Origin of the sequence: Streptomyces naganishii JCM 4654, assembly GCF_014650575.1 — a bacterium.
Taxonomy (GTDB): Bacteria; Actinomycetota; Actinomycetes; order Streptomycetales; family Streptomycetaceae; genus Streptomyces; species Streptomyces naganishii.
On sequence record NZ_BMVF01000011.1, the window covers coordinates 121,791 to 136,702 of the forward strand.

The window sequence follows — 14,912 nt, forward strand, 5'->3', positions numbered from 1 at the left end:
TGGGGACAGGCATGCGGGAAGGCCGGTGGGTCACGGTCACCGAGTCCGAGTTCGAGCACGAACGCCGCGGCCTGGAGGCGATCCGGGAGAAGCTGCCGGACTCCGACCCCTGGCGTGCCTGGTCCAACTTCACCTTCACGGCGAACACCGGTCACGTCCGCGAGGTCGACCTGCTGGTCGTCGCCCCCGGCGGCCTCTGCATGATCGAGCTCAAGGACTGGCACGGCTCGGTCACCTCCGAGAACGGCACCTGGGTCCAGACCACCCCCGGCGGCTACCGCCGCACCCACGGCAACCCGCTGCACCTGGTCAACCGCAAGGCCAAGGAGCTGGCCGGCCTGCTCGCCCAGACCGGCGCCAAGCGGGTCTGGGTCGCCGAGGCCGTCTGCTTCACCGACAACAGCCTCCGCGTACGGCTGCCCGCCCACGACCAGAACGGCGTGTACACCGTCGACGAGCTGGTCGAGATGCTCAAGCAGCCCCCGCGCGACGAGCGCCGCCGCATCACCGCGATCAGCTCGCGCGAGGTCGCGGCGGCCCTGAAGAACATCGGCATCCGCAAGAGCGACGCCCAGTACAAGGTTGGCCCCTACGAGCTGGAGCGGAAGTCCTTCGACTCCGGGCCCACCTGGGCGGACTACCTCGCCCGCCACAGCGACCTGCCCGAGGCCGCGCGCGTGCGGATCTACCTCAGCGAGCGCGGCTCCGACGCCTCCCTGCGCCAGTCCGTCGAGAACGCCGCCCGGCGCGAGGCCGCGGTGCTGGGCCGGTTCAAGCACCCGGGCGTCGTCGAGCTCAAGCAGTACTTCCCCTCCGGGCACGCCGCAGGCCCCGCGCTGATCTTCGACTACCACCCGGACACCCTGAAGCTGGACGAGTACCTGGTCCAGTACGGCGAGAAGCTGGACATCCTCGGCCGGATGGCACTGGTGCGCCAGCTTGCCGAGACGATGCGCTCCGCGCACGCCAGCCGCATCCACCACCGCGCGCTCGCCGCCCGCTCCGTCCACGTCGTCCCCCGGCCGCGCGGCCGGAAGGGGCAGGCCGTCGGGGAGGAAGCCGCCTGGCTCAGCCCGCACCTGCAGATCTCCGACTGGCAGATCGCCACCCAGCGCAGCGGCGACTCCTCGCAGGGCCAGGGCATGACCCGGTTCGCGCCGACCGCCCTGTCCGCCATGCACCTGTCCGACGACGCCGACGCCTACCTCGCGCCGGAACTCACCGCCCTCCACCCCGACCCGGTCTACCTCGACGTCTACGGGCTGGGCGTCCTCACCTACCTGCTGGTCACCGGCAAGGCCCCGGCCGCCAGCCAGGCCGAACTGCTGGCCCGCCTCGAAGCGGGAGAGGGCCTGCGCCCCAGCTCCCTGGTGGACGGACTGTCCGAGGACGTGGACGAGCTGGTGCAGGCCGCAACCGCCTACCGGCCCGGCCAGCGTCTATCCAGCGTGGACGAGTTTCTGGAGCTGCTGGAGGTCGTCGAGGACTCCCTCACCGCCCCCGCCGCGGCCCTCGACGGGCAGGCCGAGGGGGAGACCGGGGCGGTCGCAGACAAGGATCCGCTGGAGGCCGTCGCCGGCGACGTGCTCGCCGGCCGGTGGGAGGTCCGCCGCCGCCTCGGCACCGGCTCCACCAGCCGCGCCTTCCTCGTCCGCGACCTGGAGGCGGAAGCCCGCAGGACGCGCCCGCTGGCCGTGCTGAAGGTCGCCCTCTCCGACAACCGCGGCGAGATCCTCGTCCGCGAGGCCGAGGCCATGCGCCGCCTGCGCCCCCACTCCGGCATCATCCGCCTCGTCGAGTCCGAGCCGCTGCACATCGGCGGACGCACCGTCCTGGTGCTGGAGTACGTCGGCGACGAGCGTGACGACGGCGGCCAGAACGCCGACGGCACGGCCCGACCGCGCCGCCGTGAGGAGACCGTCGCCCGTCAGCTCCGTGAGCACGGCCGCCTCCAGGTCGACCAGCTCGAGGCGTACGGCGACTACCTCTTCGGCGCGGTCGACTTCCTCGAGGGCGAGGGCGTCTGGCATCGCGACATCAAGCCCGACAACATCGCCGTCCGCATCCGCCCCAACCGCACGCGCGAGCTGGTCCTCATCGACTTCTCGCTGGCCGGCTACCCGGCCAGGAACACCGACGCGGGCACCGAGGGATACCTCGACCCCTTCGTCGACGTCATCACGCGCGGCTCCTACGACTCGCACGCCGAGCGGTACGCCGTCGCCGTCACCCTGCACCAGATGGCCTCCGGCGAGCTGCCCAAGTGGGGTGACGGCAGCGTCCTGCCCCGCATGACCGACCCCAAGGAGTGGCCGTACCCGACCATCGCGGCCGAGGCCTTCGACCCGGCCGTGCGGGACGGGCTCGTCGCCTTCTTCCAGAAGGCCCTGCACCGCGACGCGGGCAAGCGGTTCCCCGAGCTCAAGCCCATGCGGGACGCCTGGCGCAAGGTCTTCCTCGACGCCTCGCAGACCGTCCCCTCCAGCCATCGCACCCGCCCCGCGGCTCCCGCAGCCGGGACCGCACCCGCCGAGGGCGCCGCCGCGGGGATCGCGGACGCCGAGCCCGAGACCGCCGAGCAGCAGCGCGACCGCCTCGCCGCCGAGGTCACCCGCGACACCCCGCTCACCGTCTCCGGCCTCACGCCCGCCGCCCAGTCCTTCCTCTACGGCCTGGGCATCACGACGGTCGGCGAACTCCTCGACTACAGCCGCCGCAAACTCGTCAACGCCCCCGGCCTCGGCGCCAAGACCCGCAACGAGGTCCAGCAGCGCCAGCGGGAATGGGGCGAGCGGCTGCGCGAGATCCCCGTCTCGCCGCTCACGCCGAAGGGCCGGGCGGAGGCGAAGGAGGAGCTGGAGCAGCTCACCGCCGCCGAGTCCGCCCTCGTCGGCAAGCTCGCGACGGGCGAGTCGGCGGGCGCGCTGTCCGCCCGCACGCTGCGCTCGGTCAGCCTCGACACCCTCGCCACCGTCTTCGTGCCGGCCGTGAACAACAACGGCTCCAACCGCAACAAGGCGGAGATGGTGCGGCTGTTGCTGCGCCTGCCCGACGAGCACGGCGTCCTGCCTGGCATCGGCGTCTGGCCGAAGCAGAAGGACGTCGCCGACGCGCTCGGCCTCAGCCACGGCCGGATCCCGCAGATGCTCAAGGACGAGCGCAAGCGCTGGAAGGCGGAGCCCGCCGTCCAAGCCCTGCGGGACGAGATCATCGACCTGCTGGAGAGCATGGGGCGCGTCGCGTCCGCCGTGGAGATCGCCGACGCCCTCGCCGTCCGCCGCGGCACGCACCTCGCCGGGCGCGAGCAGCGGCGCGCGATGGCCCTGGCGGCCGTACGGGCCGTCGTCGAGGTCGAGCAACTGGTGCCGCAGGAGGCCGAGTTCCAGCACCAGCCGAACCGCAAGGCGACCGACGAGTCGCTGGGCGCCGGCCTGCTCGCCCTCGACGTCCGCGAGAACGACGCCCCGGACACCCCCACCGCCCCCGGCCTGCTCGACTACGCGACCCGCCTCGGCAAGACGGCCGACCGGCTCGCCCGGCTGGACACCCTGCCGACGGCCGCGACCGTCCTGGCCGAACTGGGCGCGCTGACGGTCCCGCCCGGCGCCGTCGACTGGGACGAGCGGCGCATGGTGGAACTGGCCGCCGCCGCGTCGGTGAACGCCGCCGCCACTCCGCGCCTGGAGATCTACCCGCGCGACCTGCCGCTCGTCCGGGCGCTGCGCCTCACCCAGGCGGGACTCGTCCGCTGGATTCCGGGCGTTCCGGAGGGCAGACAGCCCGGTCTGACCGGGGAGGACGTGCACGAACGGGTCCGCGCCCGCTTCCCCGAGCTGGTCGTGGTGGACGGGCGAGGTGGCGCCTCCCACGAACTGCCCACCGGCGGCCCGCTCACCAAGGCGCTGCGCGACGCGGGCTTCGAGTTGTCGCTCAGCATGCGCGAGGACACGGGCACGCTGCGCTACCTGCCGACGCGTGTGGAGGACGCCTCCAGTTACCTCACGACGGGTGCGTGGCGGCAGTCGACGCGTACGGGCACGGTGACGCGGTACGCGGACGACCCGCAGCTCGCGGGCGCGGTGCGCGCGGAGGAACGGCTGCTCGCCTCGGCCCGCCGGGACGGGTACCGGGTGCTGACCGTACGGCAGCAGCTCGTGCGGGACGCGGTGCGGGAACTGGGGGCCGAACGGCTGGGCGCCCAGGCCCTGTCGGTGACCGAGCTGTTTCTGGAAGCTTTGCACGGGCAGGTCACTCCGGGCACCAAGCCGACCTGGGAGACCCTGCTCAAGGCGGACGCCGCCGAGCCGGGTTCGAAGGGCGCGGTGCGGTTCGCTGAGTACGCGCGGACGGCGTGGGGCTCGGTCGAGCCCCGGATCGTGGAGCTGCTGGGCAACGGCGGTGGCGGCGGTGCGGGTCCGGTGCTGCTGACGGAGGCCGGGGTGTTCGCCCGGTACGACGCGATGGGCGTCCTGGACCGGCTGGCGTCGGCGGCCCGGCGGGGCGGGCGGGGGCTGTGGCTCCTGGTCCCGCAGAACGACCCCTCGCGCGAGCCGAGGCTCGGGCAGGTGGCCGTGCCGTACCAGGTCGGCCTGGGGGAGTGGATCCAGCTTCCGGACACGTGGGTGGGCAACGCCCACCGAGGGTCCGGCGAGGTTGTGGCAAGCGGTGTCGAGGGAGACGCGAAGTGATCGACCGCAAGGCTCTGTTGGACGACCTGAAGCAGCAGGTCAGGGCGGTCGAGGCCGACCTGGGCAAGCAGGTGAAGGCGCTCGGTGAGGTCGGGGCGCGGTTGCGTGCCGAGTACGACCAGGCGCGCAAGCTGGGGCGCACGGCGGCGACGTGGACCTCGTGGCTGGACGAACGGGTCACGCAGGTCGCGGTGGCGTGGGTGCTGGGCACGGTCTTCGTGCGGTTCTGCGAGGACAACCGGCTGATCCCCGAGCCGTACCTGACGGGACCGGACGGGGACCGGCGCGAGCTGGCGGAGTCGCGGTACGACGCGTACGTGGAGTCGGACGACAACCCGACCTACCGCGGCTGGCTGGAGAAGGCGTTCGACGAGCTGGGCCAGGGCCAGGCCGGCCGCCTGCTCTTCGACAAGCGGCACAACCCGCTGTACCAGATCCCGCTGTCGCACGACGGTGCGCGCGAACTGGTCGAGTTCTGGCGCCAGCGCGACGAGGCGGGCGTCCTCGTCCACGACTTCACCGACCCGCTGAACGAGGACGGCACGGAGGGCTGGGACACGCGGTTCCTGGGTGACCTGTACCAGGACCTGAGCGAGGCCGCGCGGAAGACGTACGCGCTGCTGCAGACGCCGGAGTTCGTGGAGGAGTTCATCCTCGACCGGACGATGAACCCGGCGGTGCGAGAGTTCGGGTACCAGGGCTTGAAGATGATCGACCCGACGTGCGGGTCGGGGCACTTCGTGCTGGGGGCGTTCCGGCGACTGGTCCGGCTATGGGCGGAGGGGCAGCCGGGCAAGGACGTGCATGAGCGGGTGCGGGCTGCGCTGGACTCGGTGCATGGGGTGGACATCAACCCGTTCGCGGTGGCTATTGCACGTTTCCGGCTGCTGGTGGCAGCGATGGCGGCGAGCAGCGTGTGGACACTGACGGAAGCCGCAAATTACGAGTGGCCGATTCACTTGGCGTCAGGCGATTCCCTGATTAAGGCCCGACAGTTGGAGTTGACGCTTGGCGGGGATGAGGTCGAAATGGGTGACCCGCTGGCCTCGTTCGCCTACGCCACGGAAGATTTGCAGGATCATCCGGGAATTCTTCAACAAGGCCGCTATCACGTGGTAGTGGGTAACCCTCCCTACATCACGGTTAGCGACAAGAAGTTGAATGCGCTGTATAGAGAGTTGTACGACGCATGTGCAGGTACATACGCTCTCTCGGTCCCGTTTGCGCAACGTTTCTTCGAGCTGGCCAAGCATGGCGATGCCCATGGGCATGGGTATGGTTTTGTTGGGCAAATCACGGCGAACTCTTTCATGAAGCGCGAGTTCGGCAAGAAGCTTGTCGAAGAATTTTTCCGCGATCGAGTTGAGCTCATGGAGGTTATTGACACGTCAGGCGCTTACATTCCTGGTCATGGTACGCCAACGGTTATTCTAGTCGGCAAGCGACGTAGTGGAGTTGGACGGTCCGAGACGGTACGTACTGTACGCAGCGTACAGGGCGAACCCCAAGCGCCGAAGAGCCCGGAAAATGGCTTGGTTTGGTCTGCGATTGTCAGTCACGTAGACAGGCCAGGCGCTGTGACGCCATGGATCTCGGTCGATGATCTCGATCGTCAGCGTTACTTTGCTCGACAGCCATGGATTTTGGCCGACGGTGGTCTTGAGCTAAACGAGACAATCGGTCAGAATTCATTCTCAAGCCTAGGGGATCACGCGAAGAGGCTTGGGTATGTAGGTATGACGGCTGCGGACGAAGTTATGATTCGCGCGCAACGGGCGTGGCCGACCGAAATGGCGAATTTCTTGAAGCCCGTCATTTCTGGGGAGGAGGTGCGAGACTGGAATGCTAAAAGTCAGAACCGCGCCTTCTACCCGTACTCGGAGAGTAGGGCACTGATCAGCCTGCCTTCCGTGGTGGCGGCATCGTCGGCGCTCTGGCCTTACCGAACCGAACTGGGAGAGCGTGCAACCTTCTCCGGGGTAAGCTACTACACCGCTGGGCGGCCTTGGTGGGAGTGGCATCAGCTTCCAAAAGACGAGGGCACTCACAAGTGGCTCATCTCCTTTGCGCGTGACTCTTCGCATGGTCAGTTCTTTCTTGACCGTGGACAATCTCTCTTTAAGCAGACTGCTCCAGTCATCAAATTGCCTGCGAATGCTACCGAAGTGCAACACCTTGACTATCTGGGGGTGCTTAATAGTTCCACCGCTACTTTCTGGCTCAAGCAAGTGAGTTACCCTAAGGGTGGTGACCCCGTCGGGGGTGAAGGGGCCCGTGTTAGCGCTCATCCCTGGTCTGACCGCTATGAGTTTACGGGCACGAATGTGGCGAAATTGCCGCTTCCAGTGAAATTCCCGCTAGAGCTCGCTACCAGGCTAGATAGCCTTGCTAAGGAGCTTGCTGCTATGAGTCCTGTAGCTGTAAGCTGTAGGGGCGATCTTTCTGCCGGTGTTCTCCGCGAAGCCCGCGAGACCTGGGAGTCGACCCGCGCTCGCATGATTTCCATGCAAGAGGAGCTGGACTGGCAGGTCTACTCCCTCTACGACCTCCACCCCGAAGACCTCCGCGTCTCCGAGGATCCGAACGACCTCAGTGTTCCCGAGCTCGCCCTAGGGGAGCGCGCCTTTGAGATCGTCCTTGCCCGCCGTGTTGCCGCAGGTGAGGCCAGCGACGAGTGGTTCAAGCGGCATAGCTCCACACCTATCACTGAAATCCCTGCCCACTGGCCCGCCGCTTACCGGGAGATTGTCCAGAAGCGGATCGACGCCATCGAGTCGAACAGGGCCATCGGCATGGTCGAGCGACCCGAGTACAAGCGCCGCTGGGCCACTGAAGGCTGGGACGCCCTCCAGGAGAAGGCCTTGCGTTCCTGGCTGCTCGACCGTATGGAAAACCGCGACTGGTGGTTCGACGAAAACGGCCAGCCCACCATTCTTACCCTGGCCCGCCTTACCGACGCGCTCTCGCGTGACGAGGACTTCGTCTCCATGGCCAAGCTCTACGCGCCCCGCAAGGATCTGCTCAAGGTTGTCGCCGAGCTGATCACCGACGAGCACGTGCCGTTCCTCTCCGCCCTGCGCTACAAGCCGTCCGGCATGAAGAAGCGCGCCGACTGGGAAGAGGTGTGGGAGCTCCAGCGCAAGGAGGATGCTGCTCCTGACGAGCCCGCCAAGCGGAAGATCCGGGACTCCATCCCCGTGCCGCCGAAGTACACCTCGGCCGACTTCCTGCGCCCGTCCTACTGGAGGGCGCGCGGCAAGCTGGACGTGCCCAAGGAGCGGTTCATCTCCTACGGGCAGACCAACGCCGCCACCCCCGAGCTGTACGGCTGGGCCGGCTGGGACCACCGCGAGCAGGCGCAGGCGCTGGCGACGTACTTCACCAACACCGCGCTGACCACCGAAGAGATCACGCCGTTCCTCGCCGGCCTGCTGGAATTGCAGCCGTGGCTGTACCAGTGGCACAACGAGTTCGACATGCTCTACAGCGGCTCCCCGGCGGACTTCTTCGCCGGTTACCGCCAGCAGAAGCAGGGCGAGCACGGACTCACCGACGACGACCTCCGCAACTGGCGTCCCCCGGCTGCAACCCGAGGCCGTCGCGCAGCAGTCAAGAAGTAGCCGGAATTGACTTGGCGTTGTGCCCCTGCACCGACGCCGAGTCTGCCGGATCAGAGGCCCCCGGGTGGGCGTGTGCGTGGCCGCCGGTCGGTACGCGCAACTGCGCCCATACGGTCTTGCCGGGGGCGGCCGGGCGAGGGGTGACGCCCCAATCGTCCGCAAGGACGGCGACGAGGTGGAGGCCGCGGCCGGACTCGGACAAGGGGTCCGGGGACGCGGGAGTGGGCGAGGGCTGTTTCTCGGCACGGGTGTCGGTCACCTCGATGCGGAAGGTGCCCTCGGTCAGGGTGAGTTGGACGTGGATGTCCCGTCCGGGGACGTGACCGTGGCGTACGGCGTTGGCGCTGAGTTCGGCCGTGATGAGGGTGAGTGTCTCGTTGATCGGGGTCGTGTAGGGGTGGCCCCAGTCGTTCAGGCGGTGCGAGACGAGTCGGCGGGCGAGGCGGGCGCCGCGCGGCGTCGAGGTGAAGCGCATGGCGAACTCGCGTTCGGGTGCGGGACGCTGCGGCGCATGCCCATTCGGGGGAGTTTCTGACTTCATAGGGTCAACGATCACGGACTCTGCGTAGCGTTGACCAGGAGTGATGTGCTGACGGGGGCGGGCTGTACACGCGGTCGGTGCGCTTGTACCTGGTGTTGGGCGTGACCGGTTCCCGGGCCCCGAGTTGGCTGACTGGGCGGCTGAACGAGAGGAGCTGTGGCGTGGACGACGAGGTTCAGCAGCCGGAGGAGTACGAGGCCGGGACGGGCATGCTGTGCGTGTTCGGGCGGCAGTTGAAGCTGTTCCGGGAGCGGGCGGGCCTGGACCGCGCGAGGCTCGGGTCGCTGACCGGGTACTCGGCCTCGACGATCGCGTCGTTCGAGCAGGCGAGACGTATTCCGCAGCCCAAGTTCATCGACCAGGCGGATGAAGTGCTGGGCGCGGGCGGGGTGTTGAGCGCGAGCAAGGAGGAGGTGGCTCGGGCTCAGTATCCGGCGTTCTTTCGGGACGCGGCCAGGTTGGAGGCCAAGGCGGCGGCCCTGCATGTGTACGCGACGAAGGCAGTACCAGGGCTGTTGCAGACGGAAGATTACGCGCGAGCGGTGTTCTCCATGTGGCGTCCGCTGCTGGACGAGGAGACCATCAACCAGCGGGTCGCGGCCCGCCTGGCACGCCAGGAGGTCTTCTCCCAGTCCTCGATGCCAACCATCAGCTTTGTCATCGAGGAGTTCGTTCTGCGTCGACCGCTCGGTGGGCGGGACGTGATGCAGGGCCAGTTGGAGCAGATCCTGTTGTGCGGGCACCGACGTAACGTGGAGATCCAGGTGATGCCGATCGAGCGGGACGAGCATGCTGGGCTGGAAGGTCCCTTCACCTTGATCGAGACGCATGAAGGGCAGAGGATCGCCTACGTGGAGGCGTACAAGGACAGCCGTCTCTATACGGAGCGGAGGCAGGTACGCGAGATCGAGGAGCAGTACGGCATCCTTCGGGCACAGGCGCTCACTCCGCGCGAGTCGCTGGCCCTCATCGAGAAGTTGCTTGGAGAGAGATGAACGTCCAACAGCTCATAACGTCGGCACCTGAGACGGCCTGGATCAAGAGCAGTTACAGCACAGGCTCGGGCGGCGAATGCGTAGAGGTCGCCGCCACCCCCGCCAGAGTCCACGTCCGCGACTCGAAGGACACCACCCGCGCCCCGTTGGCGGTGGACCCCACGACCTGGACCGAGTTCGTCGCCTTCGCGGCACTCTGAACAGACGCGGGGACCTCGGCAAGCGCACCGCTTGCCGAGGGCCCCGCGCACGTCGGCTCGCGCACCACCTTCAGTAGCCCAGGTGCCCTGCTCGCCGGATGCCCGCGCAGGCCAGTGCGGTGCGGCCGTCAACGTGCGCCTCGGGCACGGTGTCGTGGCTCGGCTGGGACTGAGGTCAGAACGCCTTCAGATAGACCCTGGCCCGATCGTCCTTGAGCGCCTGGACGTAGATGTCGATCCACTGCACCTTCTTGCGGCGATCGTCCTTCACGCACGGGGGGCAGACACCGGCCGAGCGGGCTCCCTTCAGCGTTTGCGGCTCGGCCAGCCCAAGGTGCCGGAACAGCTCGCCATCCGGGGCGAAGTCGGCCTTCTTCACCTTCAGCGGTTCCTCGGGACGAAGGTCCGCCGCCACGCCTTCGGCGTTCTTCTCGCTGGTGATGAACGAGAGGAGGTAGATGTCCTCCTGGGGATTGATCTGCACAGCTCCCTTGACCTCGGTCGCACCCTTGGGCGCCGTCACGTGCATGAACGCCGACGCCTCGGGCGCGCCAGCGTTCTCGTCCCACCGAGAGGTGCGCCCGTCGGTCACATGGCGCTCGTCCGTGTCCGGGCTGGAGCAGGCGGAAAGCAGAAGAATGGCTGCCACTGCCGCGATGAGAAGGGCACTTCGTTTGGTCGTCACCGATTCTCCTCGTCACCGCGTGAGACGTCGCCGCGGGTTCCTTCTCGTCCTTGGTCCGGCGGGTTCACTGCCGGTTTCGCATCGCTGTCCAGGTCGTACGTGTACGTGGAGCTACTGCCTCGCATGTCGAACTCCCGAGCAAGTCCGGTTTTGTGCAACCGTCCCATCTCGGAGTCCGGGATCACCACGCCTCCGGGGAAGGTGGTCGACTTGCCAGCGTCCCAGTTGTACCGGTCCCACACGTTGGCCTGGTATTCGAGCGAAACCTTGGGCTTGCCGTCCGCCCCGGGGGTGACGGTGACCATCCCCGACACGTTCTGCTGGTGGGAGCCGACCGCGTGGAACCACTCTTCGCTTTGGAAGGTGCGACCGACCGCCTTGCTCTCCACCGGCACGACGACCGTCTTGTCACCACCGGCCTTCTCGAAGGCGTCGAGCCCCTGCTGTCGCCACGCGTCCTGGTTCTGGGCGATGTGGACCGAGACGTCGTCGCGAAATCCGGGATCATCCTTGAGGATGCGGTCGATGTCCAGGTCCAGCGGCTCACCCGTTGCACTCAGGTAATGCTCCATGTTGCGCGACGCGGCGTTCTCCCCGCTGAAGTCGCCGCCGGCCGCGATGCCCTGCGCGCGGGCCAGGTACCACAGATCCTCGGCCGTGGGCTTCTCGGTGTCGAAGGCTCCGGACCCCGCGTCGGCAGCATGCCAGTGGTACAGCGGGCTCATGATCCCCGCCTTGCGCAACTCGTCGCCCTTCTCCTGGAGCAGGATGCCGCGCGTGACCGGATCGAGACCGCGCCACCACTCGGCGACCGCCTTCTTGCCCTTGGGGACGTGCTGAGCCTTCGCCCTCTCCGCAAGCGACGGGTACGGGTCGGGCCCCGCTCCCCGGTTGAAACCGCCGATCGTGCCGTCCAAGGGGTCGCTGTCCTGCATCACGGAGGCGAGAGCGAGTTTAAACCCCTCGTCCGCGTCGTTCAGGGCCGCCACCGCCGAGTCCAGTTGCGCGGCCCATCCGGCAGCAGCCTTGCGGGAACTCTCCTGGTAGTCGGGATCGTGCACGTAGGCCATGTGCTCGCTGTGATCCAGCTTGGACGTGTCGAAGGCGACGGCGCCTTGCTCGGACACCTTCATGCCGGCCTTCACCGCGTCCTCTCGGACGTACTCGATCTTCTTGCGAAGACGGCTGAATTCAGCGTGCGCGTCCCGGAGCAGTTCGGCGACGGCTTTCGCCTCGCTCTGCGCTCCCTGGTACTCCTTCCACGTCACGTCGAAGCGCGCGGAGCCGGCGCTGGCACTCAGACCCACCCACGTGTCGCCGATGGAAATTCCATGCACTTCCTGATGGTAGGTCCGCGCGAGCTTGTCGAAGTCCTTGGCCATGGCGGCCCAGTCGTCGGCAGCCGTGGTGAGCTTCGACAGGTCGGTGCCCATGATCTCGTAGTACGTCACCATGACGGAACTCCAGTTACGGCGCCCGCGGTTCGGGCATACCTGTGCGATCAGAACGAGTCGAGCGCGGAGGACTTGCGGATGCCCAGCTCGATGCCGGTGTCCGTGTTCTGCAGCAGCGTGTTCGTGGCGCGCAACGCGGCCTTCTCCGAACCAAGGCGGTTCATCAGCGTCGTGAGCTGTTCGCTCCACGTCTTACGCGCGGTCTTCAGAGCAGGTCCAGTGAGCCACTCCTCAAACTCCCGTGCGGCTGCCCCCGTGCTCTCACGCGCCTGGGTGCCGTTCCTGTGGGTGTCAGGCTCCAGGTGCCTCTCGATCGCCTCGGCTGCCTTCTTCTTCTCCGCGGGACTCGAAGCGAGATCCTTGCCGCCGGACGGCGAGCCTCCACCGCCATCGAGCGGGGCCGCATGGTTCAGGCGCATCCGGGTCGGCGCCGCACCGCCCGGTGATATGTCGTCTTCGGTCATGATCTCTCCCCCGAGTGTGATCAGATGCCCGCAACTTTATGTGAGGCACAGTTAGGGCTGCAAAGTGCTGGTGAGCCGGAAACCGGCCTCGCTGACGCGGTACGGACCGCGTCAGCAAAGGCGTACCTGACCCTGGACGGCACGCGAATCCTGGGGGCTCCTCCGCGATCTGCGGCGCCCAGCCACCCGGATCGCCAGCTTTGTCCAGGCCGTCTCCATCCTTCATCTCCGGCTCAGAGCGAGGACGGGAAACGGTCAGTGCATCCTGGCCCCTGGAGCGCGGAGCTACTGTAAGTTCCTGCCATGAAGCAGGGTAAAGAGGTCGAGAATCCCGAGTCGCGCTTCTTCACGGTGCTGCTGGCGGCGGCCAAGCTCCCCGGTGTGCGTATCCACCGAGAGGCGTACCTCCGGACGGCGTTGGCGCGTCACTGCACCGAGGAGGAGATCCGCAGAGCGATCGAAGAGACCCCCGCGGCGGCGGGTATCGCCATCGACGTCCTGGAGAAAGTGGCCAACGACTCGATCCGCTACGAGACCGCCAAGGTCAGTGCCCTCTCCGCCGCGGCCGGGATACCCGGCATTCTCGCCCTCCCCGCCACGGTGCCCGCCGACCTGGCACAGTACGTCGGCCACATGCTGCGTATCGCGCAGAAGCTCGCCTATCTCTATAGCTGGCCCGAGCTGTTCTCCGACGAGGGCGATGACGTCGATGACGCGACCATGGGCGTGCTCACGCTGTTCTTCGGCGTGATGTTCGGTACCCAGTCGGCGAACGCCGCTGTGGGGAAGGTCGCGGGGATGATGTCGAAGCAGGTCGCCAAGAAGCTGCCCCAGAAGGCGCTCACCAAGGGCGTCGTCTATCCCATAGTGAAGAAGGTCGCGGCCTACATCGGCGTCAAAATGACGAAGGACTCGTTCGCGAAAGCCGTCTCGAAGGCCATCCCTCTCGTAGGGGCTGCCGTCTCCGGCGGGCTGACCTTCGCGACCTACCTTCCGATGGCCAAGAGGCTCAAGAAGCACCTCGCAGGCCTGCCGCTGGCGGACCCGTCGCACCGAGTGATGGAAGAGGAAGTCGTGGACGGTGAAGTCGTGGAAGAGTACGAGTCTTTCGCCACGGCACACGCTGGGTTGCACGGCGCGGACACCGCTGCCGTCAAGCTGGAGGAACCCGGGTCCTGACGCCGCGAGCGCCCTTCTGGCTGCCCAACGTTCCGGCGTACCGTCCTCGACGGAGGTTCGGGCACGGCTTCGCAGCTGTGGGACACCTTCGCCGCCTCCGCGTTCAAGGGGCGGCGCGGAGTCGCGTTTCTACTGGACCCAGTACGCCGGTCACGGGCCCGGCCCGCAGTTGCTGGGTGACCCGCGCTCCGTGCTCTCGCGCCATGACGGACCCGGTACCGGGGCGGTGGACGTCAGGTCGTAGTGCCGTTCCTCCGCTCACCGGGCCCACCCCCGAAGTAGTTCAGTTTTCATGAACATGTAAGTTCACATAGCATCCATGTTCTCCACTCCTTCTTCACGTCCTTCGGGGGGATGATCTCCGTGCTTCATCGGAAGTACATCGGGGCGCTGGGCGCTCTCGCCATGTCCATGGCGCTCGCCGCGTGTGGCACCAGCGCCACGCCCACGGCTGCGAAGCCTGCCAAGTCGAACAGCTCCGCCTCGACCGGCCCGGCATCCTCCTCCCCGACTCCACAAACCGCGCTCCTCACCAAGTCCCAGCTCACGTCGGCTCTGCTGTCGCTGTCGCAGATGCCTGCCGGCTGGTCGACCGAAGGCGACTCCAGCTCGGGTGGCAAGACGTTCTGCGACTACCGTCAGCCGCACAAGGCCCGGATTCAGGTCTCGCGCACCTTCCAGAAGGGCGGAGGGCTGACCGCCACGGTTGCGACCGCGGGCATTCGGCAGTACGCGAGCGCCGGCGATGCCGCCGAGTCGTTCGCTGCGATGGAGAAGGCGCTCGAGACCTGCCACCAGGAGACCTATAAGGGGTCAGTGCTGAAGTACTCGCCGATGAGCGTGGACAAGCTCGGCGACCAGTCCCTGGGCGTACGCATCGACAGCGACGGCTCCACGGTGCTCCAGCAGTTCACCCTCGACGGGCCCGCCCTGATCAACGTCGGCACCGGCGGCCTCACCAACGCGGAAGCCGACACGGCCACCAAACTGCTGCGCGACCAGGTCGACCGGTACGAGGCCGCAGCCCGCAAGTAGTCCGACTGCGAGAGCCGGCTGGCCCGCGAGGCGGGAGCCCGGCCGGCCGGC

At 67.5% G+C, this 14,912-nt stretch carries 10 protein-coding genes and 1 pseudogene; 7 read left to right on the forward strand and 4 right to left on the reverse strand.

Features of this window, described 5'->3' with window-relative positions; genetic code table 11:
- Positions 1-11: 11 nt before the first annotated feature.
- Together pglW and pglX are read left to right on the forward strand one after the other, a co-directional pair.
- Positions 12-4,688 carry a BREX system serine/threonine kinase PglW gene (gene pglW, locus IE217_RS21150; RefSeq protein WP_190179467.1) on the forward strand — a complete coding sequence of 1,559 codons (4,677 nt, stop codon included), beginning with the start codon at positions 12-14 and terminating at the stop codon, positions 4,686-4,688.
- A complete protein-coding gene (pglX, locus tag IE217_RS21155) occupies positions 4,685-8,308 on the forward strand; it encodes a BREX-2 system adenine-specific DNA-methyltransferase PglX (RefSeq protein WP_190179468.1) in 3,624 nt (1,207 codons plus the stop codon). The genes pglW and pglX overlap by 4 nt, the downstream gene beginning before the upstream one ends.
- Here the strand turns inward: pglX and IE217_RS21160 are convergent.
- The gene (locus IE217_RS21160) at positions 8,298-8,849 is read right to left on the reverse strand and encodes an ATP-binding protein (protein WP_229865471.1); all 552 of its coding nucleotides are present in this window, start codon (positions 8,847-8,849) and stop codon (positions 8,298-8,300) included. The two genes, pglX and IE217_RS21160, sit on opposite strands and share 11 nt — an antisense overlap.
- 161 nt (positions 8,850-9,010) lie before the next feature.
- Here IE217_RS21160 and IE217_RS21165 point away from each other — a divergent pair, with 161 nt between their 5' ends.
- Both IE217_RS21165 and IE217_RS21170 read left to right on the forward strand, forming a co-directional pair.
- Positions 9,011-9,844 carry a helix-turn-helix domain-containing protein gene (locus tag IE217_RS21165; RefSeq protein ID WP_190179469.1) on the forward strand — a complete coding sequence of 278 codons (834 nt, stop codon included), beginning with the start codon at positions 9,011-9,013 and terminating at the stop codon, positions 9,842-9,844.
- Positions 9,841-10,044, forward strand: coding sequence for a DUF397 domain-containing protein (locus IE217_RS21170; RefSeq protein WP_190179470.1), 204 nt, complete (start codon positions 9,841-9,843; stop codon positions 10,042-10,044). The genes IE217_RS21165 and IE217_RS21170 overlap by 4 nt, the downstream gene beginning before the upstream one ends.
- Positions 10,045-10,219: 175 nt before the next feature.
- On the opposite strand, the gene IE217_RS21175 is transcribed toward IE217_RS21170, so the two are convergent.
- The 3 genes from IE217_RS21175 to IE217_RS21185 all read right to left on the reverse strand — a co-directional run bounded on the left by IE217_RS21175 (position 10,220) and on the right by IE217_RS21185 (position 12,647).
- The gene (locus IE217_RS21175; protein ID WP_190179582.1) at positions 10,220-10,636 is read right to left on the reverse strand and encodes a hypothetical protein; all 417 of its coding nucleotides are present in this window, start codon (positions 10,634-10,636) and stop codon (positions 10,220-10,222) included.
- A gap of 89 nt (positions 10,637-10,725) precedes the next feature.
- Positions 10,726-12,183: a hypothetical protein gene (locus IE217_RS21180; protein WP_190179471.1), complete on the reverse strand. Its 1,458-nt coding sequence runs from the start codon at positions 12,181-12,183 to the stop codon at positions 10,726-10,728.
- 47 nt (positions 12,184-12,230) lie between these two features.
- Positions 12,231-12,647, reverse strand: coding sequence for a hypothetical protein (locus IE217_RS21185; protein ID WP_229865474.1), 417 nt, complete (start codon positions 12,645-12,647; stop codon positions 12,231-12,233).
- 303 nt (positions 12,648-12,950) lie between these two features.
- Here IE217_RS21185 and IE217_RS21190 point away from each other — a divergent pair, with 303 nt between their 5' ends.
- From IE217_RS21190 to IE217_RS21195, 3 genes and pseudogenes are all read left to right on the forward strand, one after another.
- Entirely contained in the window at positions 12,951-13,826 is an 876-nt protein-coding gene (locus IE217_RS21190; RefSeq protein WP_190179472.1) for a hypothetical protein, read from the forward strand.
- Between the two features lie 75 nt (positions 13,827-13,901).
- Positions 13,902-14,049 (forward strand): annotated as a pseudogene (locus IE217_RS34830) (SAM-dependent methyltransferase); the annotation flags it as partial.
- A gap of 140 nt (positions 14,050-14,189) precedes the next feature.
- Complete coding sequence (locus IE217_RS21195; RefSeq protein ID WP_190179473.1) at positions 14,190-14,861, forward strand: hypothetical protein; 672 nt, start codon at positions 14,190-14,192, stop codon at positions 14,859-14,861.
- Positions 14,862-14,912 lie beyond the last annotated feature (51 nt).

Bases quoted from the DNA above. Each gene is read 5' to 3' on its own strand.
- IE217_RS21160 (WP_229865471.1), bottom strand. From the start codon at position 8,849: ATGAAGTCAGAAACTCCCCCGAATGGGCATGCGCCGCAGCGTCCCGCA.
- IE217_RS21190 (WP_190179472.1), top strand. From the start codon at position 12,951: ATGAAGCAGGGTAAAGAGGTCGAGAATCCCGAGTCGCGCTTCTTCACG.
- IE217_RS21185 (WP_229865474.1), bottom strand. From the start codon at position 12,647: ATGACCGAAGACGACATATCACCGGGCGGTGCGGCGCCGACCCGGATG.
- IE217_RS21170 (WP_190179470.1), top strand. From the start codon at position 9,841: ATGAACGTCCAACAGCTCATAACGTCGGCACCTGAGACGGCCTGGATC.
- IE217_RS21180 (WP_190179471.1), bottom strand. From the start codon at position 12,183: ATGGTGACGTACTACGAGATCATGGGCACCGACCTGTCGAAGCTCACC.
- pglW (WP_190179467.1), top strand. From the start codon at position 12: ATGCGGGAAGGCCGGTGGGTCACGGTCACCGAGTCCGAGTTCGAGCAC.